Here is a 20940-nt window from a genome sequence, read left to right on the forward strand (position 1 = left end):
TCGTCTTGCCCGTAGAAATGATCAGCCTCTTGCCTTATCGCCAGCCTTCGCCGTGAGCATTCGCCGCGATTTCCGGCTGCAGGCCCAGCATCTCCCGCACCTTGGCGGGCCAGGCGGAAAGATCGGTGCCGTGGGTGTGAAACATGGCGACGGCCAGGCGATCCATGCCGAAGGCGACGCAGCCGGTGTGGGCGGGCTCGCCATTGGCGTCCTGGATCCCCCAGGTCGTGCCGAAATGTTCGCGGTGATAGTTGAAGCTCATGCAGGCAGTCGGCTGCTCTTCCGACCGCAGCGGGATCAGGAGCTCGAACTTGAGCTGCTGCTGCTTCTGGCTCACAGCCTTCATCTGGCCGACGCGGCCGAAGAAGGGATCGCTGGCATAGTCGACGCGAAAGGAGAGGCCGAGATCGGTCGCGATCTTCTGCGCGCGCACCATCCAGCGCTCGCGAAAATCGGCGACATCATCGGGCGTGCCGATGCAGACATATTCGCGCATCCGGAACGATTGCAGCCGATCGAGATGCTTTGACGGCTCGCGGCGGAAGCAATCGGCTGCGACGTCGAAGCGCAGGCCACCCTTCGGCAGCTGGCCGCGGCTCGCCGCGATCGGGTAGACGGGATAGCAAGCGGCGGGCGACAGCACGAGGTCCGCGGGCGAGAGCGACGAAGTCCAATCGCCGCCGGTATCGAAGCGGCTCACCGCAGCGTTGATCTCGCGTTCGGTGCCGTGCAGGCCGCAGACGCAACCGAGCAGGTTCGGAAAGCTCTTGAGGTAGCCGGACTTTTCCAGCTGGGCGCGGCTCATCACCGGCGGAAAGCGCATCACCTCGGTGCCGGCTTCGCGATGGCTGGTGATCAGCGCGGCGAGCTTCTCGACGATGCCCTCATAGAGCGCAGTGCGCGCATAGACGCCGTCCGAGCCCATGCGGTGGAACAGCTTGTCGGCGAGATGATCGAGCGGATCGACGATCTGAGGCGCGGTCTCGGGCGAATCGGGGAGGACGGCAATGTTCATGGGATGGTGTCCTGCTATCTGAAAATTGTTCTTGTTGATTTAGTCGCGAAGGCTTGTCGGAATGCCGCTCATCAAGGTAGCGGTGGCGGCGTTGGCCAGGATACGGTCGTTGTTGATCATGATCGGCGACGACAGCACGTCGCGCAGATGGCGGCCCATGGTGAACTCGCCGTCGTTGCGGTAGCCGGCGAGGCCCGCAGTGCGCATCGCATGCATCACGGTCTCGACCGCGAGCTCGGAGGCCTGCACCTTCAACAACGTGATCGAAGACTGGAAGTCGAGTGAGCTGAGCGCGCGCTCGTCATGCTCGGCGCGAGCAAAAGCGTCGAGGTTGGCAGCGATCAAGGCCCGCAGCTTGGCCAGAGACATCTTTGCAGCGGTGAAGTGCGCTGCGGCCGGCGGCATTTGGCCACCGGAGTTGCGGGCAGCCTTGCGGACGAAGGCCTGCGCACGCGTCACCGAGGCGGCTGCAATGCCGGCCCAGGTTGACGACCAGCACAAATGCGCAAACGGCGTCATGGTCTGTGCGTGAATCTTGTCATAAGCTTCCGGGAAGACGCGATCGGCGGGGCAGTCGACCTTGAGCTCGAAACCGGTCGAGCAGGTGCCGCGCATGCCCAGCGTTTCCCAGCCCTGCGTCTGCTTCAGCGAATAATCGTCCTTGGCTAGCGCCAGCAGCACCTGGTCGGAGGCGGCGGCCTCGGTGGCACGGCGGGCGATGGTGACGAGGCCGTCGGCCTGAGCGCCGTAGGAGATCACGGTGGCGTCGCGTACCAGCGAGACGGTGTCGCCGGCGTGGTCGACCGCGGCCGCGCTGGCGCGAATGTTGCCGCCGTTCTGGCCTTCGGTGGTGGAAGAGGCGAGCAGCCACTGGTCGCGGGCGACCCGGCGCATCATGGTTTCCATCCAGGGGATACCGTGGCCGTGCCTGATGATGCAGGCGACCTTGGTCTGATGCATGGCGTAGATCATCGCAGTCGAGGCGCAGGCGCGCCCGAGCGTGTAGCAGATGTCGGTGACGTCGTGGATCGAGGCGCCGAAGCCGCCGAACTCGACCGGGATCATGACGCCGAGCAGCCTTTGCTCACGCGCGGCTTCGAAAGCCTTGTGGGGGAAGCTGGCGTCGCGATCGACGCCGTCGGCCTCAGCCGCGGCCACGCTGGCGGTGCGCGCCGCGCGCTCGATCAAGGAGGGGCCGTGCTCGAGAGGGCTCGGCTGCGCTTCATCGAAAGTCTGGACTGCTTCACGCACGTTCATACTCGTCCGCCTCCTCTTCGTCGTTCGGGATCGCCGGCATCATTCGCGATGCCGTTGAAGGAGATCCCCCGACCATCTTTGCTTGTGAGACGAGGCTACGGATTTAATTCAAATTCGTCGATGAAATAGAGGGTAAACGAACTGCAATTCGGGACGAACAGTTAAGGTCCGGTTGTTTGCAACGTCTGATTTTCGATGATCACGTTAGGGTTCTGGAAGAAGGGCGAATTCCAGACAATCTGAGTCATCGTTTACTAAGAAGCGCGAAGTAATGGTCACGCCCATTGTGAGATCGGCCCGTCGCGCCCATCGTACCGGGCGACGGCTCGATCGATTTTGGAAAGACGGGAATTTTAACCATGCAGGCCTTCGACACCGACGTGCGTAACCGCATTATCAAGCTGGTGAAGGGCATTCTCGAGCAGAACTCGCTCAGCGCTGACGTCACGCCGTCGACGAAGCTCGTCGATGCCGGCCTGACCTCGATGGATATGGTCAATCTGATGCTGGGCGTCGAAGCGGAGTTCGATTTCACCATTCCGCAGACCGAGATCACGCCGGAGAACTTCCAGTCCGTCGAGACACTGGAACGCATGGTCGCGGCGCAGTTGCAGCCCGCAAACGCGGCTTGATCATACTCCGGGGTCGTCTGGCGTTTGCCACGACGACACCGAGTGAGGGGCAAGCGCCTCACGACACCGGCATCCGCCTCCCCACTACCCCCCGTTCCAAATCCGCCGCAAAACTGGCATAGCTTAACCATGTCGCACGTGGCGGACAGGGGTGAGCAGGCATGACGCAGGCGGTATTGGGCATCATCGGCGGCTCCGGCATCTACGATTTGCCGGGTCTCGAGGGCGCGCACGAAGAGGTGATCAGGAGTCCCTGGGGAGAGCCGTCGGCTCCGGTGCGGCGCGGGACTATCGCCGGCCTGCCGATCGTATTTCTTCCGCGGCACGACAAGGGTCACCGTCTCTCGCCTTCCGACATTAACTACCGCGCCAACATCGACGTGTTGAAGCGCGCCGGTGTCACCGATCTGATCTCACTCTCGGCCTGCGGTTCCTTCAAGGAGGAGATGCCGCCCGGCACCTTCGTTTTGGTCGACCAGTTTGTCGACCGTACCCACAAGCGCGAGAGCTCGTTCTTCGGCAAGGGTTGCGTTGCGCATGTCTCGATGGCGCATCCGGTATCGCCGCGGCTGCGGATTCATCTCGCCGCGGCGGCCGAGGCCGAGGGCATCGCGGTCGCGCGCGGCGGCACTTATGTCTGCATGGAGGGGCCGCAATTCTCCACTTATGCGGAGAGCATGACTTACAAGACGCTGGGCTATTCCGTGATCGGCATGACCAACATGCCTGAAGCAAAGCTCGCTCGCGAGGCCGAGATTTGTTACGCGACCGTGGCGATGGTGACGGATTTCGATTGCTGGCATCCCGATCACGACGCCGTCACCGTGCAGGACATCATCCGCGTGCTGACGTCCAACGCCGACAAGGCCAAGGCGCTGGTGGCGCGGCTGGCCAAGGAGTTTCCGCGCGAGCATGAGCCGTGTCCAATCGGATCGGACCGCGCGCTCGACACCGCGCTGATCACCGCGCCCGAGGCACGCGATCCCGAGCTTTTGAAGAAGCTCGATGCGGTGGCCGGGCGCATCCTGCGCGGTTAAGACGCAAGAATAACGAAAGGGTAGAACGCCATGAAGGTCGACGGCAAGCATTTCCGCAGTATCTGGCGTGAGCGCGACGGCTGGTCGGTCGGTGCAATCGATCAGCGGCGGTTGCCGCATGAGTTCGTCGTTGCGCGCTTAGTATCGTGCGAGGACGCGGCGGTCGCGATCAGCGACATGTTGGTGCGCGGCGCGCCGCTGATCGGCGCTACCGCCGCTTACGGCATGGCGTTGGCGATGCGCGAGGACGCCTCCGACGCGGGCTTGAAACGGGCCTATGAGACGCTAGTCGTGGCACGACCGACAGCGATCAACCTGAAATGGGCGCTGGACGAGATGCGCGCGACGCTCGCGCCGATCGATCCGCTCGAACGTGCGGAAGCGGCCTATGCGCGCGCCGATGAGATCGTCGAACAGGACGTCGAGATCAATCGTGGCATCGCCGGCAACGGCCTGAAGCTGATCGAAGCGATCGTGGCCAAGAAGAAGCCGGGCGAGACCGTCAACGTGCTGACCCATTGCAATGCCGGTTGGCTTGCCACCGTCGACTGGGGCACGGCGACCGCGCCGATCTATCTCGCGCATGAGCGCGGCATCAAGATCCATGTCTGGGTCGACGAGACCCGCCCGCGCAACCAGGGCGCCTCGCTGACGGCGTGGGAGCTCGGCCATCACGGCGTTCCGCACACCGTAATTCCCGACAACACCGGCGGCCATCTGATGCAGCACGGCATGGTCGATCTCGCTATCGTCGGCACCGACCGCGTCGCTGCCAATGGCGACGTCTGCAACAAGATCGGCACCTATCTGAAGGCGCTCGCGGCGCAAGACAACAACGTTCCGTTCTATGTCGCGCTGCCGTCACCGACGATCGATTTTGCGGTCGACGACGGCATCAGGGACATTCCGATCGAGCAGCGCAGTGGCACGGAGGTCACCGACATGACCGGCCGTACCGCCGACGGTCGGCTGGAGACCGTGCGCATCGTGCCAGAAGGATCGCCTGTCGCGAACTACGCCTTCGACGTGACCCCGGCGCGGCTCGTGACGGGCCTGATCACCGAGCGTGGCGTATTGAGGCCCGATCGCGCCTCGCTGGCGGCGGCATTTCCGGAACGCATCGCCGTCGCGGCAGAGTAGGCACTATTCAGGCGATGTCTCGCCGCACCCGTCATTGCGAGCGCAGCGAAGCAATCCGGAATCTTTCCGCGGAGATAGTCTGGATTGCTTCGCTGCGCTCGCAATGACGAGGTTGATAGACTACCCGAGCTTCATCCCCGTCGCGGCCTCGAGCTCCGCGATCGCCTGCGCGCCACTAGCCACCTTGATCGTGGTCATGCCCATCTCGCGCGCGGGCTTCAGGTTGACGCCGAGATCGTCGAGATAGACGCATCTCTTTGGGTCGACCTTCAGCGTCTCGACCATCAGCTGGTAAATGCGCGGATCAGGCTTGCGCAGTCCGATCTTGGCGGATTCGATGACATGATCGAACAGCACCATCACCTCCGCGACGTAGAGCGAACGCCCGGTCATGCTGCCGATGGCATTGGCCGGAAGGTTGTTGGTGATGCAGCCGGTCTTGAACTTGGCCTTGATGGACTTTAGCGCCTTGACCATCTCGGGGCGCAGATCGCCCTGGAGCAGCGGCAGCACGTCGCGGCCGCGCACTTCGGCGCCGAGCGCCCGTGATTCTGCGGCAAACAATTGATCGAATGTCTCGATGTCGACCTCGGCGCGCTCGAACTTGGCCCAGGCATTTTCCAAATGGTTGGCGGCGTTGGTGCGCCGGATAATGTCGGCGGGCAGTCCACGCTCCGTCTCGAACCGCGAAAACGCCTCGAATGGCGAGCTCGTCAGCACGCCGCCAAAATCAAAGATCACCGCCTCGATCGCCACTATCCTGCCCTCGTCAATTGCTTTCCAAGACGGCTAGCATGCGCTATCGGCAAGGACCAGTCCTGCCGATGTCAGAGCCTGTTCCATGAAGAAGCTTGCCACTCTCGCCATAGCCACGCTGCTGCTTACGACGCCAGCTCATGCGATCGTCGGCGGCGGCACACCGCAGACGGACGGCGTTGCGCGCGCGGTCGTCACCATCGTCGGCTCGCGCGGTAATTTTTGTACCGGCACCTTGATCGCCCCTCAGCTTGTGCTGACGGTCGCGCACTGCGTGCAGCCCGGCGCGGATTACAAGATCGTCGAACGTGGCGCGGACGGTCAGCCGCAACTGCTGAACGTGCGGACCGTTGCAATCCATCCGAGCTTCAACATGCAGGCGATGTTGGCGCATCGCGCCACCGCCGACGTGGCATTGCTGCAGCTGGAAATTCCACTCAAGGGAAAATCGACGGTGCCGGTCGGCATGCCGAATATTCCAATACAGGTCGGCAGCCGCTTCACCATCGCCGGTATCGGCGTCACCGTGCGCGGCGATGGCAAGAGCGGCGGCACGATTCGCGTCGCCGGCCTTGTTGTTACCGGCCAGCCCGGCACGTTCCAGATCCGTCTGGTCGATCCCGTAACCAACGGTGTTCGCGACGGAATCGGCGCCTGCACCGGCGATTCCGGTGGTCCCATGTTCGAGGACAAGCCGAACGGTGCCGTGCTCGTCGGCGTCATCAGCTGGTCGACAGGGCCGAATAATGCCGCGGGCTGCGGCGGATTGACCGGCGTCACGCCGCTGACGCTCTATCGCGACTGGATCCTGCAGACAGCGCGGAGCTGGGGCGCGGCGTTGTAGTTTGATCGCGACTTGATCTATGTCATTTTGCAAGGGAAGCGCGATGGGCGACGATGCCCATCGCTGAGGAAACGCGTCGCCGATCAAGGGCGGCCAGAAAAAGACAAGGCATAGAAGCAACAATGAATGTCGCTGTTCGCAATCACGCCACGACCAAGCAGGCCTCAGAACATTTCGACGTGCTGATCGTCGGCGCCGGCATCTCCGGCATCGGCAGCGCCTATCACATCGAAAAGCAGTTGCCTGGCACGAGCTACGTCATCCTGGAAACGCAGGCGACGTTCGGCGGCACCTGGTCTACGCATCGTTATCCCGGCATTCGCTCGGACAGCGATCTCCACACCTTCGGCTACAGCTTCAAGCCCTGGGTCGGGCCGCCGATCGCGACCGCCGATGAAATCCTCGCCTATATGAACGAGGTGATCGACGACAACGATATCGCCCGCCACATCCGCTACGGGCACAAGATCATCTCGGCGAGCTGGTCGAGCGAGCAGAATCTCTGGACCATCGAGGCGACGACGACCGACACCGGCGAGACGAAGTTCTTCACCGCCAACTTCCTCTGGATGTGCCAGGGCTATTATCGCCATTCGGAAGGCTACACGCCGGAATGGAAGGGTATGGACCGCTTCAAGGGCCGCATCGTCCATCCGCAGACCTGGCCTGACGATATCGACCTTAAAGATAAGAAGGTCGTCGTGATCGGTTCTGGCGCGACGGCTGCGACGCTGGTGCCGAACATCGCGGACGAATGCGCGCATGTCACCATGCTGCAGCGCTCGCCGACCTATTTCCGCCTGGGGCGCAACGCGATCGAGATCGCCGAGGAGCTGCGTCGGCTCCAGATCGATGAAGCCTGGATCCACGAGATCGTCCGCCGCAAGATCCTGTTCGAGCAGGATGCGTTCACAAAGCTCTGCCTGGCGAAGCCCGAGCAGGTGAAGAAGGAGCTGATCGGCCAGATCAGCGCGGTGCTCGGTCCGGACTACGACGTCGAGACGCATTTCACACCGAGCTACCGCCCGTGGCGGCAGCGCATTGCCTTCGTGCCCGATGCCGATTTGTTCAAGGGCATCGCCAGCGGCAAGGCCTCGGTAGTGACCGACGAGATCGAGTGCTTCGTTGAGAACGGCATCCAGCTCAAGTCCGGGAAGCTGCTCGAGGCTGACGTCATCGTCACTGCGACGGGCTTCAATCTCTCCGCGCTCGGCGACATCGCCTTCGAGATCGACGGCAAGCCGCTCGCCTTCGGCGATACCGTCACCTATCGCGGCATGATGTTCACAGGCGTGCCTAACATGGTCTGGGTGTTCGGCTATTTCCGCGCGAGCTGGACCCTGCGCGTCGATCTCGTCGCCGATTTCGTTTGCCGCCTGCTCGGTCACATGAAGGCGAAGGGGGCGAAGAAGGTCGAGGTCAAGCTGCGGCCCGAAGATCACAACATGCCGATCCTGCCTTGGATTGATCCTGAGAATTTCAATCCCGGCTACATCATGCGCAACATGAACCTGCTGCCCAAGCGCGGCGACAAGCCGGAATGGCAGCATAGCCAGGATTACTGGACCGAGAAGGACGAGATCCCGAAGACGGATCTGGATGACAAGGCGTTTGTGTATGGGTGACGAGAGACGTGTGGAGCGATAGCGCTCGCTCCACACTCCACTGTCGTCCCGGCGAAAGCCGGGACCCATAATCCCAGGGAGTAGTTTGGCGAAGATTCGTGGTCCGGTACGGCTACCGCTCAAACCGAGAATCACGCGGTGCGGGTCCCGGCCTTCGCCGGGATGACACATGTTGTCAGGCGATAGCGTTCCAACTCAATCTCACCACGGCTACGAATTCCTCCGCGTCGCATTCGTCGCGATCGCCGCGGCTGCCGTCCGGTTCTCCACGCCCAGCTTGGCGTAAATCTGCTCCAGATGCTTGTCGACGGTACGCGGGCTCAATCCCAAAATTTGCGCGATGTCGCGGTTGGTCTTGCCCTTGCTGAGCCAGGCCAGCACCTCACCCTCGCGCGTGGTGAGGCCGAGCTCGCTCGAAAACTCTGGCGGCAGCGCAGTGCCGGCTTCCTTGGACAGCCGCAGCAGAAACTCGTTCGGCGCCGTCTCGCCCATGTAGTAGAAGCGGAGCTGCGGATTGTCGGGCAAGGACGCGGCCTGCGACTTCGCGCTGCCCTTGCCTTTCGCCTGTTCCAGCCATTGCAGCAGCGACGGCGGCAGGACGAAGTCATCGGTCTGCACGCCGTGGTGGTCGGCCAGCAGCTTTTGCGCCTGCGGCGTTGCCCAGAGAATGTGGCCCTGGCGGTTGACCGCGAACAGGAAGCGGCCGGAGACGTCGAGCGCGGCGCGCGCGCTCTGGGTCAGGCGCGCATTGCCGAGATGGACGCGGATGCGCGCCAGCATCTCCTCGATCACGATCGGTTTGGTCACGTAGTCGACGCCGCCGGCTTCCAGTCCGCGCACGATGTGCTCGGTTTCGGCAAGGCCGGTCATGAAGATCACGGGGACATTGGCAAGGCCGGCGTCGCGCTTGAGCCGCCGGCAGGTCTCAAACCCGTCCATGCCGGGCATCACGGCGTCGAGCAGCACGATGTCGGGCGTGATCTGGTCGACGATGCGCATCGCGCTGGCGCCGTCGAGCGCCACCATCACCGTCATCCCGGCGCCGTCGAGCGCATCGGTCAGCAGCCTCAGCGTCTCCGGCGAGTCGTCGACAACGAGCGCGACGTCGCGCTTTTTCGGCTCAATGCTCATAAGCATGCAGGGTTTTCAATGTTGTCATGTATTGGTCGAGGTCGAAGCGATCGACCAGTGATCTCATTTCAGCGACGAAGTCGGCATGCTCCGGGTGCTCGCTGCCGATCTCGTCCAGCTTGAGCTGGATAGCTTTGACGTAGCCGATCTGGCCGAGCCCGATCAGCGCCTCGATGTGCCTGACCGGCGGCCGCGAGCCGCTCTCCGGCCGCCACAGCGGTACGACGGTCTCATCGGAGCCGTATTGCCATTCGATCCTGAGCAACTGCCGGATGGTCTCCAGCAATCGCGGAATGTCGATCGGCTTCATCAGATAGCCGTCGTGGAACGGCTGTGCGAGCGGTGCGCCGTGCGCCTCCAGCGCGCTTGCCGACACCATCAGGATGCGGGCCTGGTGATGGCCTGCTGCGCGCAGCTGTTCCGCCACCGTCCAGCCGTCCATGGCAGGCATGGAGATGTCGAGCAGGAACAGGTCGGGCCGGCAATGCTGCGCCAGCGCGAGGCAGCCGGGACCGTCGGCGGCGCTCAGCAGGATGAAGCCGAGCGGCGTCAGCACCTCGCGCAGGAGATCGCGATGAACAGGATCGTCGTCGGTGATGAGGATGGTCTTGCGCGCGCCGTGATAGCCCGAGACCGGCGCCTTCACCGGCGCAATGCGCCTGGGATTGGTGACCTCCAACAGCAGCATCTTCACCTTGAACGTGCTGCCGCGGCCGACGGTGCTGGCGACCTTGATGTCGCCGCCCATCACGCCGGCGAGCAGCCGGCTGATGGTGAGACCCAGTCCGGTGCCGGTCTGCGGCTGCGAGACGCCCAGCGCGCCACGCTCGAACGGCGCGAAGATGCGTTCGAGATCGTCGCCCTGGATACCGGGACCGGTATCGATCACCTCGAATTCGGCGACCGGGCTGCGGTAATGCACGACGAACTGGACGCTGCCGGTCTGGGTGAATTTGATGGCGTTGGAGAGGAGGTTGATCAGCACCTGGCGCAGCCGCTTCTCGTCAGCATAGACCACTGTCGGCAGTGTCGCCGGACGCCGGAACAGGAAGTCGATGCCCTTGGCGCCGGCCTGGAGGCGGAACATGCCGACGAGCTGATCGAGGAACTCGCTCAGGCGGACTTCATCGCGGGAGAGATAAAGCCGGCCGGCCTCGATCTTGGAAATATCCAGAATGCCGTCGATCAGGCCGGAGAGATGGTCGGCGCTGCGGCGGACCACGCGGACCTGGTCGCGCGGCTTGGTATTCAGTGTCGCGTCCTGCTCGAGGAGTTGCGCATAGCCGCTGATCGCGTTCAGCGGCGAGCGCAACTCGTGGCTCAGTCCCACCACATACCGGCTCTTGGCGAGGTTGGCGGATTCGGCGACCTCCTTGGCGCGCTGGAGCTCGGCGTCGGTGCGCTTGTGCGCGTCGATTTCCTGGATGAGGAGCGCGGTCTGCCGCCGCGTCTCGGCCTCCGCCGCGCGGCGGCTCTGCTGCGCCAGCACGAATAGCCAGGCAACCACGCCGATGATGATGCTGAGCGAGAAGAACACCTTCCACAACACGTTGGAGACGAGTGCGTTCTCGCCATGCACGCTCGCCGACGTCTGGAGATAGATCAGCCCGAGCACCAGTGCGACGAGGCCGGCGGAGACCACGAACACGCCGATATAGTGGCCGAACTGGGAGTTGATGCGCTGATAGATCGGCTGCGGCAGGATCTTGCTGAGCGCCTCGGAGAACTGCACCTGCGCGCGTCCGTGCGGCTTGCAGAGATCGTGGCAGCGGGCATCGAGCGAGCAGCACAGCGAGCAGATCGGGCCAGCATAGGCCGGACATGAGGTGGTATCCTCAGGCTCAAAGCTGTGCTCGCAAATACAGCACTGGATCGCCTCGATATTGGCCCAGCTCCGTTTCGGCTTGCGCGCGATGTAGAATTTTCCGTCCGTCAGCCAGGCGATCACGGGCGCGGTGACGAAGGCCACCGTCAGCGCGACGAAGGCAGCGAGCGCCTTCATGGTCGGGCCGAACAGGCCGTAGAACGCCGCGATCGAGACGATGATCGCGAGCGTCATCGCGCCGACGCCGACAGGATTGATGTCGTAGAGATGCGCGCGCTTGAACTCCATCTGCGGCGGACGCAGGCCAAGCGGCTTGTTGATGACGAGATCCGACACCAGCGCGCCGACCCAGGCAATCGCAACGTTGGAGTAGAGCGCGAGCGTCTGCTCCAGCGCCTTGTAGACGCCGATCTCCATCAGCAGAAGCGCGACCATCACGTTGAACACCAGCCAGACCACGCGTCCGGGATGGCTGTGCGTCAGCCGTGAGAAGAAGTTCGACCAGGCGATCGAGCCGGCATAGGCATTGGTGACGTTGATCTTGATCTGCGACAGCACCACGAAGAAGCCGGTCAGCGCCAGTGCAAGGTCCGGATCTGAGAGGACGTAGCGAAATGCCACGAGATACATATGCGCGGGCTCGGCGGCCTCCTCGGGCGGCACGCCGTGGCTGAGCGCAAAGAAGGCGAGGAACGAGCCCGCAAGCAGTTTCAGCGCGCCGAGCACGATCCAGCCAGGCCCCGCGCTCATCAACGCGATCCACCACGACGCCTTGGAGGTACGACGGTCGCGCGGCAGAAATCGCAGGAAGTCGACCTGCTCGCCGATCTGCGCCACCAGCGAGAATACGACGGAAGACGCAACGCCGAACAGCAACAGATCGAAATGGCCGCCGAGATCGCCATGCTCGCCGGCGAATTTGTGCCATTCAGTGAAAGAATGCGGGCTCGCCCAGGCGATCGCGGCAAAGGGCAGGATGTGCAACACGACCCAGAGCGGCTGCGTCCAGAGCTGGAAGCGGCTGATCAGCGTGATGCCGTAGGTCACCAGCGGGATGATCGCAATGGCGCTGATGAGGTAGCCGATCGGGCGGGGGATCCCGAGGCACATCTCCAGCGCGGTGGCCAGGATCACGGCCTCGATGGCAAAGAAGATGAAGGTGAAGGAGGCGTAGATCAGCGAGGTGACGGTCGAGCCGATATAGCCGAAGCCGGCGCCGCGCGTGAGCAGGTCAATGTCGATGCCGCATTTGGCGGCATAATAGGCAATCGGAACGCCGCAGCAGAAGATGATGACGGAGACGACGAGAATTGCAGATACGGCGTTGGTCACGCCGTAGTTGAGGGTTATGGTGCCGCCGATCGCCTCCAGCACCAGGAAGGAAATCGCGCCGATGGCGGTGTTGGCAACGCGCGCGGCGGACCAGCGTCGCGCGCTCTTGGCGGTGAAGCGCAGCGCGTAGTCTTCCAGCGTCTGGTTGGCGACCCATTGATTGTACTGGCGCCTGACGCGGTCTATTCGCTGCCGCCCTGCCACTTAACTCCACTCCCGAACCCGCCGGATCCCTCGCAAATCCCGTACCAGAAGCCTACGTCGGCATTTTGCGGTGCAATATACGCGATCTTGCGTATCCTTGCGGTGCACAAATTCGAGCCATCCTCACGACACCAATCGCGTGTCCTCGAACAAACAGTGGGGTGCTCATGTCAGACGAAACCAACAAGGGCTTGTTGTCGCCGCTCCGGCGCAAACTATTGATGGGAATGGCGGCCGTCCCGGCCATCACGATGCTGCCGCGGACGTCGTTTGCGCAGGCCCCGGCGACTTCGGCGGTCAACACCACCGGTCTAGCGGTCACCGACACCGAGGTCACGGTCGGCATCCTACATTCGGCTACCGGCACGATGGCGATTTCCGAGACCGGCTCGATCGAGGCCGAAAAGCTCGCCATCGAGCAGATCAACGCCGCCGGCGGCGTTCTGGGGCGCAAGATCAAGTTCATCCAGGAAGACGGCGCCAGCGACTGGCCGACCTTCGCGGAGAAGGCGAAGAAGCTGCTCGTCAACGACAAGGTCGCGGCGATCATGGGCTGTTGGACCTCGGCCTCGCGCAAGGCGGTGCTGCCGGTGGTCGAGCAGTACAACGGCATGCTCTACTATCCGACCTTCTATGAAGGTCTCGAGCAGTCCAAGAACGTGATCTACACCGGCCAGGAAGCGACCCAGCAGATCCTCGCCGGCCTGAACTGGATCGCCAAGGAAAAGGGCGCGAAGACCTTCTTCTTCATCGGTTCCGACTACATCTGGCCGCGCACATCGAACAAGATCGCGCGCAAGCACGTCGAGAACGTGCTCAAGGGCAAGGTCGTCGGCGAGGAGTACTATCCGCTCGGCAACACCCAGTTCAACTCGGTCATCAACAAGATCAAGCTGACCAAGCCCGACGTGATCTTCACCGACGTCGTCGGCGGCTCCAACGTCGCGTTCTACAAGCAGCTCAAGGCAGCCGGCATCGACCTCGCCAAGCAGGCGCTGCTGACGATCTCGGTGACCGAAGACGAAATCGACGGCATCGGCGGCGAGAACATCGCTGGCGCTTACGCCTGCATGAAGTACTTCCAGTCGCTCGACAATCCGAACAACAAGGCCTTCGTGCCCGCGTTCAAGAAGATGTGGGGCGAGAAAACCGTGATCGGAGACGTCACCCAGGCTGCCTATCTCGGCCCTTGGCTGTGGAAGTTGACGGTCGAGAAGGCCGGCTCCTTCGACGTCGACAAGATCGCGGCGGCTTCACCCGGCGTCGAGTTCAAGGGCGCGCCGGAAGGCTATGTGCGCATCCACGAGAATCATCACCTCTGGTCGAAAACCCGCGTGGGCCGCGCCAAGCTCGATGGCCAGTTCGAGCTGATTTACGAGACCGCCGATCTCGTCGAGCCGGATCCGTTCCCCAAGGGCTACCAATAAGAGAGCTACCAGTAACAAGCGCGGCGACCGCCGCAGTTTCCCTCGAACTCAAGCCGCTCCCTGGCGTGGATTGCAAGTCCATGCCCAAGACCCCCGCGTCGCGAATTTGCTCGCGACGCGGGACCCTATTCCCTGACGGAGGACATCGATGTTCGGCGACTACTCGCTTGGTGATCTTGGCTCCATCTTCGTCATGCAGGGCTTTGCAGGGCTGATCCTGTTCTCTGTCTACGTGCTGATGGCGCTCGGTCTTGCGATCATCTTCGGCCAGATGGGCGTCATCAACATGGCCCATGGCGAGTTCATGATCCTGGGGGCCTACGTCACCTGGATGACCTCCAGTCTGTTCCAGACCTACATGCCTGGTTTGTTCGGCGGCTATTTCTTCCTCGCCATGATCCTCGCCTTCCTCGCCTCAGGCGCGCTGGGAATGCTGGTGGAATGGGTGCTGATACGACATCTCTACAAGCGGCCGCTCGACACGCTGCTGGCGACCTGGGGCCTCAGCCTGATGCTGCAGCAGGCCTATCGCTCCGTATTCGGCGCGCGCGAGGTCGGCGTCGAGCTGCCGCAATGGATGCTCGGCTCGCTGCAGGTGACCTCCAGCATCGAAGTCCCCATCAACGGCGTCTTCGTGATGTGCCTGACGGTGCTGATCACCATCGCCGTCGCCTATGTCATGTACAAGTCGCGCTGGGGCCGCCAGGTGCGCGCCGTGGTGCAGAACCGCATCATGGCCGGCGCGGTCGGCATCAACACCGAAAAGGTCGACCGCTACACCTTCGGTCTCGGTTGCGGCATCGCCGGCGTCGCCGGCAGCGCCTTCACGATGATCGGCTCGACCGGACCGACCTCGGGCCAGCTCTACATCGTCGACACATTCCTGGTGGTCGTGTTCGGCGGCGCCGCGAGCCTGGTCGGTACCATTGCCTCGGCCTTCTCGATCTCGCAGACGCAATCCACCCTCGAGTTCTTCATGTCGGGCTCGATGGCCAAGGTGCTGACGCTGCTCGCCGTTGTCGGAATCCTGATGCTGCGGCCGCAGGGGCTGTTCGCCCTCAAGGTCCGCAAGTGAGAATGTGGGGCTGATGCAATGACCGACAACAGGTTCTTCAATCGATCTGAGCTGATCGGAATTCTGGTGCTCGCGGTGTTCCTGGTCTTGGTGCTGCCGCTCACGCTCGACGTCTTCAGGCTCAACCTGGTCGCAAAGTATCTGACCTACGCCTTCGTCGCGCTCGGTCTCGTCATCTGCTGGGGCTATGGCGGCATCCTGAGCCTCGGCCAGGGCGTCTTCTTCGGCCTCGGCGGCTACTGCATGGCGATGTTCCTCAAGCTCGAAGCATCGAGCGTGGAGAACACCAAGATCCAGTCGACGCCGGGCATCCCTGATTTCATGGACTGGAATCAGATCACGGCGCTGCCGCTGTTTTGGAAGCCCTTTCACAGCCTCACCTTGACCATCGCCGCCATCATTCTGGTGCCCGGCATTTTCGCCCTGATCATCGGCACCGCGATGTTCAAGCGCCGCGTCGGCGGCACTTACTTCGCGATCATCACCCAGGCGGTCGCGGCCATCCTCACCATCCTGATCGTGGGCCAGCAGGGCTACACCGGCGGCATCAACGGCATGACCGACCTGCGCACGCTGAAGGGTTGGGACATCAGGCCCGACCACGCCAAGATCGTACTGTATTTCTTCGAGGTCGGTTGCCTGTTCGTCTGCATCATGATCGCGCAGTTCGTCCGGCACTCCAAGCTCGGACGCATCCTGGTCGCGATGCGCGAGAAGGAGGACCGCGTCAGATTCTCCGGCTACAGCGTCGCGAACTTCAAGATCTTCGCCTTCTGCATCGCCGCCGTCTTCGCCGCGATCGGCGGCGCCATGTTCGCCCTCAATGTCGGCTTCATGTCGCCGTCCTTCGTCGGCATCGTGCCCTCGATCGAAATGGTGATCTACACCGCTGTCGGTGGCCGGTTGTCGATCCTGGGTGCGATCTACGGCACGCTGCTGGTCAATTTCGCCAAGACCAGCCTGTCGGAAACCTTCCCCGAATTGTGGCTGTTCGGTCTCGGCGGCCTGTTCATCGCCGTGGTGCTCGCCTTCCCGAATGGCCTTGCCGGGATCTGGGGCGACTATGTGCAGCCGCGCATCGATCGTCTGATCGCCTCGCGCAAACCGAAACCTGAGGGCTGGACCGACAGCTCGGTCGCCGACAGCGCCCCCGCGGAGTGAGGAGATAGATCATGCTCGTCGGTCATCGCGATGCCGATGCCACGCTGGCAGTGAGGAGATAGATCATGCTCGTCGGTCATCAGCCCAAGGAATTCCTGCTCGCGGTCGAGGCTCTCACCGTGTCGTTCGACGGCTTCAAGGCGGTCAACGATCTCTCTTTCTACGTCGATGAAAACGAGATCCGCGTCATCATCGGCCCCAACGGTGCCGGCAAGACCACCGTGCTCGATCTGATCTGCGGCAAGACCAAAGCGACCTCAGGCTCGATCCAGTTCCGCGGCAAGGAGCTGACGCGGATGAAGGAGAACGAGATCGTCAAGACCGGGGTGGGGCGCAAATTCCAGAACCCGTCAATTTACGACGATCTCACCGTGTTCGAGAATCTGGAGATCTCCTATCCGCGCGGACGTTCGGTGTTCGGCGCACTGACCTTCACCCGCGACTCCGCCGTGCGCGACCGCGTGCACGAAGTTGCGGAAATGATCTTCCTGAAGGACAAGCTGAACAAGAGCGCCGATCTGCTCAGCCACGGCCAGAAGCAGTGGCTCGAGATCGGCATGCTGCTGATCCAGGATCCGGATCTGCTGATGCTGGACGAGCCGGTGGCCGGCATGAGCGTGTCCGAGCGCGCCAAGACGGCCGAGCTGCTCAATCGCATCATCAAGAACCGATCGGTGCTGGTGATCGAGCACGACATGAAGTTCGTCGAGGACATCGCGCACAAGGTCACCGTGCTGCACCAGGGCCAGATCCTCTCGGAGGGGACGATGGAGAAAGTGCAGAACGATCCCAAGGTCATCGAAGTCTATCTCGGCCATTAAGGAGGCGTGACGATGCTGGCAATTTCCGATCTTCACGTCGCCTACGGCCAGAGCGAGGTGCTGCATGGGCTCAACGTCAAGGTCGCGCCCAACGAGATCGTTGCGATCATGGGCCGCAACGGCATGGGCAAGACCACGCTGATGAAGTCGCTGATGGGCATCCTGCCGGCCAAGAGCGGCTCAGTGACAATGGACGGCGCCGAGCTTGGGGGCCTGCCGAGCTACGAGCGCGTCGCCAAGGGCCTCGCCTATGTGCCGCAGGGCCGCATGATCTTCTCCACCATGACGGTGAAGGAGAACATCGAGACCGGTCTCGTGGTCTCCGGCGGCTCCGAGGTGCCGAGCGACATCTATGAGCTGTTTCCGGTGCTGCTGGAGATGAAGGGTCGCCGCGGCGGCAATCTCTCGGGCGGACAACAGCAGCAGCTTGCGATCGCCCGCGCGCTCGCCACCAAGCCGAAGGTGCTGCTGCTGGACGAGCCGACCGAGGGCATCCAGCCGTCGATCATCAAGGACATGGCGCGGACGCTCAAGCGCATCCGCGACGAGAAGGGCCTGTCGATCGTCGTGTCCGAGCAGGTCCTGAGCTTCGCGCTTGATATCGCCGACCGCGTGCTGGTGATCGAGAATGGCGCGATTGTCCGTGACGATCCGCGCGACAGCGTCGATGCCGCGCAGGTCTCGAAATATCTGTCCGTCTAACCAACCGTAGCAAAGGGGAGCATCTCGATGCCAGAGACACTGATCAAGGTCGATCTCACCAAGTCGGCTTACGAAAATGACATGGTGCACAATCGCTGGCACCCCGACATCCCGATCGTGGCCTGGGTCAATCCCGGCGACGACTTCATCATCGAGACCTATGACTGGACCGGCGGCTTCATCAAGAACAACGATTCCGCCGACGACGTGCGCGACATCGATCTGTCGATCGTGCACTTCCTCTCCGGCCCGATCGGCGTCAAGGGCGCCGAGCCCGGCGATCTCCTTGTGGTGGACCTGCTCGATGTCGGTCCGATGAAGGAGAGCCTCTGGGGCTTCAACGGCTTCTTCTCCAAGCAGAATGGCGGCGGTTTCCTCACGGATCATTTTCCGCTGGCGCAGAAGTCGATCTGGGACATCAAGGGGCTCTATACTTCGTCGCGCCATGTGCCCGGCGTCAATTTCGCAGGCCTGATCCATCCCGGCCTGATCGGCTGTCTGCCCGATCCGAAGATGCTGGAGACCTGGAACAAGCGCGAGGCCGAGCTGATCTCGACCAACCCGACCCGCGTACCCGGTCTCGCCAATCCGCCGTTCGCCGCGACCGCTCACGGCGGACGTGCCAAGGGCGACGTCAAGGCCAAGATCGGAGCGGAGGGCGCGCGCACCGTGCCGCCGCGCGAGCACGGCGGCAATTGCGACATCAAGGATCTCTCGCGCGGCTCGAAGATCTACTTCCCGGTCTATGTGCCGGGCGCCGGTCTCTCGATGGGCGATTTGCATTTCAGCCAGGGCGATGGCGAGATCACCTTCTGCGGCGCGATCGAGATGGCCGGCTGGTTGCATCTGAAGGTCGAGGTGATCAAGGACGGCATGTCGAAATACGGCATCAAGAACCCGATCTTCAAGCCGTCGCCGATCACGCCGAACTACAAGGACTATCTGATCTTCGAAGGCATCTCGGTCGACGAGGCCGGCAAGCAGCATTATCTCGACGTCCACATCGCCTATCGCCAGGCCTGCCTGAACGCGATCGAATATTTGAAGAAGTTCGGCTACTCCGGTGCGCAGGCCTATTCGATCCTCGGCACCGCGCCGTGTCAGGGCCACATCTCCGGCGTGGTCGACGTGCCCAATGCTTGCGCCACGCTATGGCTGCCGACCGAGATCTTCGACTTCGACGTGATGCCGTCGGCGGCCGGGCCCATCAAGCATATCACCGGCGATATCCAGATGCCGATCTCGCCGGACAAGTAACCTGTGCGCTCCCTCTCCCCGTTCTTACGGGGAGAGGGTTGGGGTGAAGGGGCTGTCTCCGCACGACGGAACGCGAAGGGGCACAAGATGCCGGTCTATGAATATCTCTGTGACGATTGCGGGCCATTTAGGGATCTCCGCCCGATGGCAGAGTGCGACGATCCGCAAAGCTGTCCGCATTGCGAGACGATGGCGCCACGCGTCATCCTGACCGCGCCGAATTTCTTATGCATGCCGGCGGACAAGCGCAAAGCGCATGCCGTCAACGAACGCAGCTCGCACGCGCCGCAGACGCTGGCGCAATACAAAACCTCGCACGGTCCCGGTTGCGGCTGCTGCTCATCAGGCAAGACCGTGAAGGACAAGAGCGGGACGGACCGGAAGAAGCCCGCGCGGCTGATGACCCAGAGCAAGAGCGGCGCCAAGGGGTTTCCGACGGCGCGGCCCTGGATGATCAGCCACTAACGCATGATCCGGAAAAGCGTGCAGCGGTTTTCCGGCAAGATCATGCGCAAATAACGCACGCGACGACCTCAAACCAACAAAAAGACAGGAGCGCCCAACATGCTTCACGGCGATATTTCCAGCAGCAACGACACCGTCGGCGTCGCAGTCGTCAATTACAAGATGCCCCGCCTGCACACCAAAGCCGAGGTGCTCGACAACGCCCGCAAGATCGCCGACATGATCGTCGGCATGAAGATCGGACTGCCCGGCATGGATCTTGTGATCTTCCCGGAATATTCGACCCAAGGCATCATGTACGATTCCAAGGAGATGTACGAGACGGCGTCCGTGGTGCCGGGCGAGGAGACCGCGATCTTCGCGGAAGCCTGCCGCAAGGCGAAGGTGTGGGGCGTGTTCTCGCTGACCGGCGAGCGCCACGAGGAGCATCCGCACAAGGCGCCCTACAACACGCTTATCCTGATGAACGACAAGGGTGAGATCGTGCAGAAGTACCGCAAGATCATGCCCTGGGTGCCGATCGAGGGCTGGTATCCCGGCAATTGTACTTATGTCTCCGAAGGTCCGAAGGGCCTCAAGGTCAGCCTGATCATTTGCGACGACGGCAATTATCCGGAGATCTGGCGCGACTGCGCCATGAAGGGCGCGGAGCTGATCGTGCGCTGCCAGGGCTACATGTATCCGGCCAAGGAGCAGCAGGTGATGATCTCCAAGGCCATGGCCTGGGCCAACAATGTCTATGTCGCGGTCGCCAACGCCGCAGGCTTTGACGGCGTCTACTCATACTTCGGCCATTCCGCGATCATCGGCTTCGATGGCCGCACACTCGGCGAGTGCGGTGAAGAGGATTACGGCATCCAATACGCCCAGCTCTCCAAAAACCTGATCCGCGATGCGCGCCGCAATGGCCAGTCGCAGAACCATCTCTACAAGCTGGTCCACCGCGGCTATACCGGCATGATCAATTCCGGCGACAGCCCGCGCGGCGTCGCGGCTTGCCCGTATGATTTCTACAAGAACTGGATTGCCGATCCCGAAGGCACGCGGGACATGGTCGAGGCCATGACCCGCGCGACGCCAGGCACCGCCGAATGCCCAATCGACGGCATTCCGAACGAGGCCGCGCCGAGCAATTACTAGGGACCGCGGGCTGCGGCGACAAGTCGTGTCGACAGCCGTCAACATCCGGGCTGCGCCGCTCAAGCAGACTCTTTGCGCGGGATTCGATCGAGCT

The 20940-nt window shown here is 62.5% G+C and carries 18 protein-coding genes; 13 read left to right on the top strand and 5 right to left on the bottom strand.

The window, feature by feature from the left end; genetic code table 11:
- Positions 1 to 34: 34 nt before the first annotated feature.
- Together XI06_RS39315 and XI06_RS39320 are read right to left on the bottom strand one after the other, a co-directional pair.
- Entirely contained in the window at positions 35 to 1015 is a 981-nt protein-coding gene (locus tag XI06_RS39315; protein ID WP_237860373.1) for an amino acid--[acyl-carrier-protein] ligase, read from the bottom strand.
- 39 nt (positions 1016 to 1054) lie between these two features.
- Complete coding sequence (locus XI06_RS39320; protein ID WP_237860371.1) at positions 1055 to 2272, bottom strand: acyl-CoA dehydrogenase family protein; 1218 nt, start codon at positions 2270 to 2272, stop codon at positions 1055 to 1057.
- Between the two features lie 359 nt (positions 2273 to 2631).
- Between XI06_RS39320 and XI06_RS39325 the strand changes: the two genes are divergently transcribed.
- The 3 genes from XI06_RS39325 (at position 2632) to mtnA (ending at position 5081) form a co-directional block, all read left to right on the top strand.
- On the top strand, positions 2632 to 2904 hold the full coding sequence (locus tag XI06_RS39325) for a phosphopantetheine-binding protein (protein ID WP_237860369.1): 273 nt from the start codon (positions 2632 to 2634) through the stop codon (positions 2902 to 2904).
- Positions 2905 to 3065: 161 nt separating this feature from the next.
- Positions 3066 to 3941: an S-methyl-5'-thioadenosine phosphorylase gene (locus tag XI06_RS39330; protein WP_237872343.1), complete on the top strand. Its 876-nt coding sequence runs from the start codon at positions 3066 to 3068 to the stop codon at positions 3939 to 3941.
- 30 nt (positions 3942 to 3971) lie between these two features.
- A complete protein-coding gene (gene mtnA, locus XI06_RS39335) occupies positions 3972 to 5081 on the top strand; it encodes an S-methyl-5-thioribose-1-phosphate isomerase (RefSeq protein ID WP_237860363.1) in 1110 nt (369 codons plus the stop codon).
- A 120-nt stretch (positions 5082 to 5201) separates the two neighbouring features.
- Here mtnA and XI06_RS39340 read toward each other — a convergent pair whose 3' ends face one another.
- Positions 5202 to 5837, bottom strand: coding sequence for an HAD-IA family hydrolase (locus XI06_RS39340; protein WP_237860361.1), 636 nt, complete (start codon positions 5835 to 5837; stop codon positions 5202 to 5204).
- Between the two features lie 85 nt (positions 5838 to 5922).
- Here XI06_RS39340 and XI06_RS39345 point away from each other — a divergent pair, with 85 nt between their 5' ends.
- A complete protein-coding gene (locus XI06_RS39345; protein WP_237860359.1) occupies positions 5923 to 6681 on the top strand; it encodes a S1 family peptidase in 759 nt (252 codons plus the stop codon).
- Between the two features lie 122 nt (positions 6682 to 6803).
- Positions 6804 to 8306, top strand: a complete 1503-nt coding sequence (locus XI06_RS39350; protein WP_271607768.1) for a flavin-containing monooxygenase — start codon at positions 6804 to 6806, stop codon at positions 8304 to 8306.
- 210 nt (positions 8307 to 8516) lie between these two features.
- Here the strand turns inward: XI06_RS39350 and XI06_RS39355 are convergent, their stop codons facing one another.
- Both XI06_RS39355 and XI06_RS39360 read right to left on the bottom strand, forming a co-directional pair.
- Entirely contained in the window at positions 8517 to 9443 is a 927-nt protein-coding gene (locus XI06_RS39355) for a response regulator (RefSeq protein WP_237860355.1), read from the bottom strand.
- Positions 9427 to 12798 (bottom strand): hybrid sensor histidine kinase/response regulator, encoded by a 3372-nt coding sequence (locus XI06_RS39360; protein WP_271607769.1) that lies wholly within the window; start codon positions 12796 to 12798, stop codon positions 9427 to 9429. Before XI06_RS39360 ends, XI06_RS39355 begins: the two co-directional genes overlap by 17 nt.
- A 167-nt stretch (positions 12799 to 12965) precedes the next feature.
- Here XI06_RS39360 and urtA point away from each other — a divergent pair, with 167 nt between their 5' ends.
- The 8 genes from urtA to XI06_RS39400 all read left to right on the top strand — a co-directional run bounded on the left by urtA (position 12966) and on the right by XI06_RS39400 (position 20846).
- Positions 12966 to 14225, top strand: coding sequence for an urea ABC transporter substrate-binding protein (gene urtA / locus XI06_RS39365; RefSeq protein WP_237860351.1), 1260 nt, complete (start codon positions 12966 to 12968; stop codon positions 14223 to 14225).
- A 148-nt stretch (positions 14226 to 14373) separates the two neighbouring features.
- The gene (gene urtB, locus XI06_RS39370) at positions 14374 to 15300 is read left to right on the top strand and encodes an urea ABC transporter permease subunit UrtB (protein WP_271607770.1); all 927 of its coding nucleotides are present in this window, start codon (positions 14374 to 14376) and stop codon (positions 15298 to 15300) included.
- Between the two features lie 18 nt (positions 15301 to 15318).
- Complete coding sequence (gene urtC / locus XI06_RS39375; RefSeq protein WP_237872337.1) at positions 15319 to 16461, top strand: urea ABC transporter permease subunit UrtC; 1143 nt, start codon at positions 15319 to 15321, stop codon at positions 16459 to 16461.
- Between the two features lie 65 nt (positions 16462 to 16526).
- Positions 16527 to 17282: an urea ABC transporter ATP-binding protein UrtD gene (urtD, locus tag XI06_RS39380; protein WP_237872335.1), complete on the top strand. Its 756-nt coding sequence runs from the start codon at positions 16527 to 16529 to the stop codon at positions 17280 to 17282.
- Positions 17283 to 17294: 12 nt separating this feature from the next.
- A complete protein-coding gene (gene urtE / locus XI06_RS39385) occupies positions 17295 to 17984 on the top strand; it encodes an urea ABC transporter ATP-binding subunit UrtE (RefSeq protein ID WP_237872332.1) in 690 nt (229 codons plus the stop codon).
- A gap of 27 nt (positions 17985 to 18011) precedes the next feature.
- Positions 18012 to 19241 (top strand): formamidase, encoded by a 1230-nt coding sequence (gene fmdA, locus XI06_RS39390; RefSeq protein WP_018316778.1) that lies wholly within the window; start codon positions 18012 to 18014, stop codon positions 19239 to 19241.
- Positions 19242 to 19328: 87 nt separating this feature from the next.
- Positions 19329 to 19706 carry an FmdB family zinc ribbon protein gene (locus tag XI06_RS39395; protein ID WP_237872330.1) on the top strand — a complete coding sequence of 126 codons (378 nt, stop codon included), beginning with the start codon at positions 19329 to 19331 and terminating at the stop codon, positions 19704 to 19706.
- Positions 19707 to 19805: 99 nt separating this feature from the next.
- A complete protein-coding gene (locus XI06_RS39400; RefSeq protein ID WP_237872328.1) occupies positions 19806 to 20846 on the top strand; it encodes an aliphatic amidase in 1041 nt (346 codons plus the stop codon).
- The last annotated feature ends 94 nt before the right edge of the window (positions 20847 to 20940 follow it).

The sequence above is a fragment of the Bradyrhizobium sp. CCBAU 11434 genome, assembly GCF_028128895.1.
Taxonomy (GTDB): Bacteria; Pseudomonadota; Alphaproteobacteria; order Rhizobiales; family Xanthobacteraceae; genus Bradyrhizobium; species Bradyrhizobium zhengyangense.

What these genes read in the sequence shown, in the direction of transcription:
- urtD (WP_237872335.1), top strand. Translation starts at nt 16,527, where the DNA reads ATGCTCGTCGGTCATCAGCCCAAGGAATTCCTGCTCGCGGTCGAGGCT.
- XI06_RS39355 (WP_237860355.1), bottom strand. Translation starts at nt 9,443, where the DNA reads ATGCTTATGAGCATTGAGCCGAAAAAGCGCGACGTCGCGCTCGTTGTC.
- urtB (WP_271607770.1), top strand. Translation starts at nt 14,374, where the DNA reads ATGTTCGGCGACTACTCGCTTGGTGATCTTGGCTCCATCTTCGTCATG.
- fmdA (WP_018316778.1), top strand. Translation starts at nt 18,012, where the DNA reads ATGCCAGAGACACTGATCAAGGTCGATCTCACCAAGTCGGCTTACGAA.
- XI06_RS39325 (WP_237860369.1), top strand. Translation starts at nt 2,632, where the DNA reads ATGCAGGCCTTCGACACCGACGTGCGTAACCGCATTATCAAGCTGGTG.
- XI06_RS39330 (WP_237872343.1), top strand. Translation starts at nt 3,066, where the DNA reads ATGACGCAGGCGGTATTGGGCATCATCGGCGGCTCCGGCATCTACGAT.
- XI06_RS39350 (WP_271607768.1), top strand. Translation starts at nt 6,804, where the DNA reads ATGAATGTCGCTGTTCGCAATCACGCCACGACCAAGCAGGCCTCAGAA.
- XI06_RS39395 (WP_237872330.1), top strand. Translation starts at nt 19,329, where the DNA reads ATGCCGGTCTATGAATATCTCTGTGACGATTGCGGGCCATTTAGGGAT.
- urtE (WP_237872332.1), top strand. Translation starts at nt 17,295, where the DNA reads ATGCTGGCAATTTCCGATCTTCACGTCGCCTACGGCCAGAGCGAGGTG.
- urtA (WP_237860351.1), top strand. Translation starts at nt 12,966, where the DNA reads ATGTCAGACGAAACCAACAAGGGCTTGTTGTCGCCGCTCCGGCGCAAA.
- mtnA (WP_237860363.1), top strand. Translation starts at nt 3,972, where the DNA reads ATGAAGGTCGACGGCAAGCATTTCCGCAGTATCTGGCGTGAGCGCGAC.
- XI06_RS39315 (WP_237860373.1), bottom strand. Translation starts at nt 1,015, where the DNA reads ATGAACATTGCCGTCCTCCCCGATTCGCCCGAGACCGCGCCTCAGATC.
- XI06_RS39400 (WP_237872328.1), top strand. Translation starts at nt 19,806, where the DNA reads ATGCTTCACGGCGATATTTCCAGCAGCAACGACACCGTCGGCGTCGCA.
- XI06_RS39345 (WP_237860359.1), top strand. Translation starts at nt 5,923, where the DNA reads ATGAAGAAGCTTGCCACTCTCGCCATAGCCACGCTGCTGCTTACGACG.
- urtC (WP_237872337.1), top strand. Translation starts at nt 15,319, where the DNA reads ATGACCGACAACAGGTTCTTCAATCGATCTGAGCTGATCGGAATTCTG.
- XI06_RS39320 (WP_237860371.1), bottom strand. Translation starts at nt 2,272, where the DNA reads ATGAACGTGCGTGAAGCAGTCCAGACTTTCGATGAAGCGCAGCCGAGC.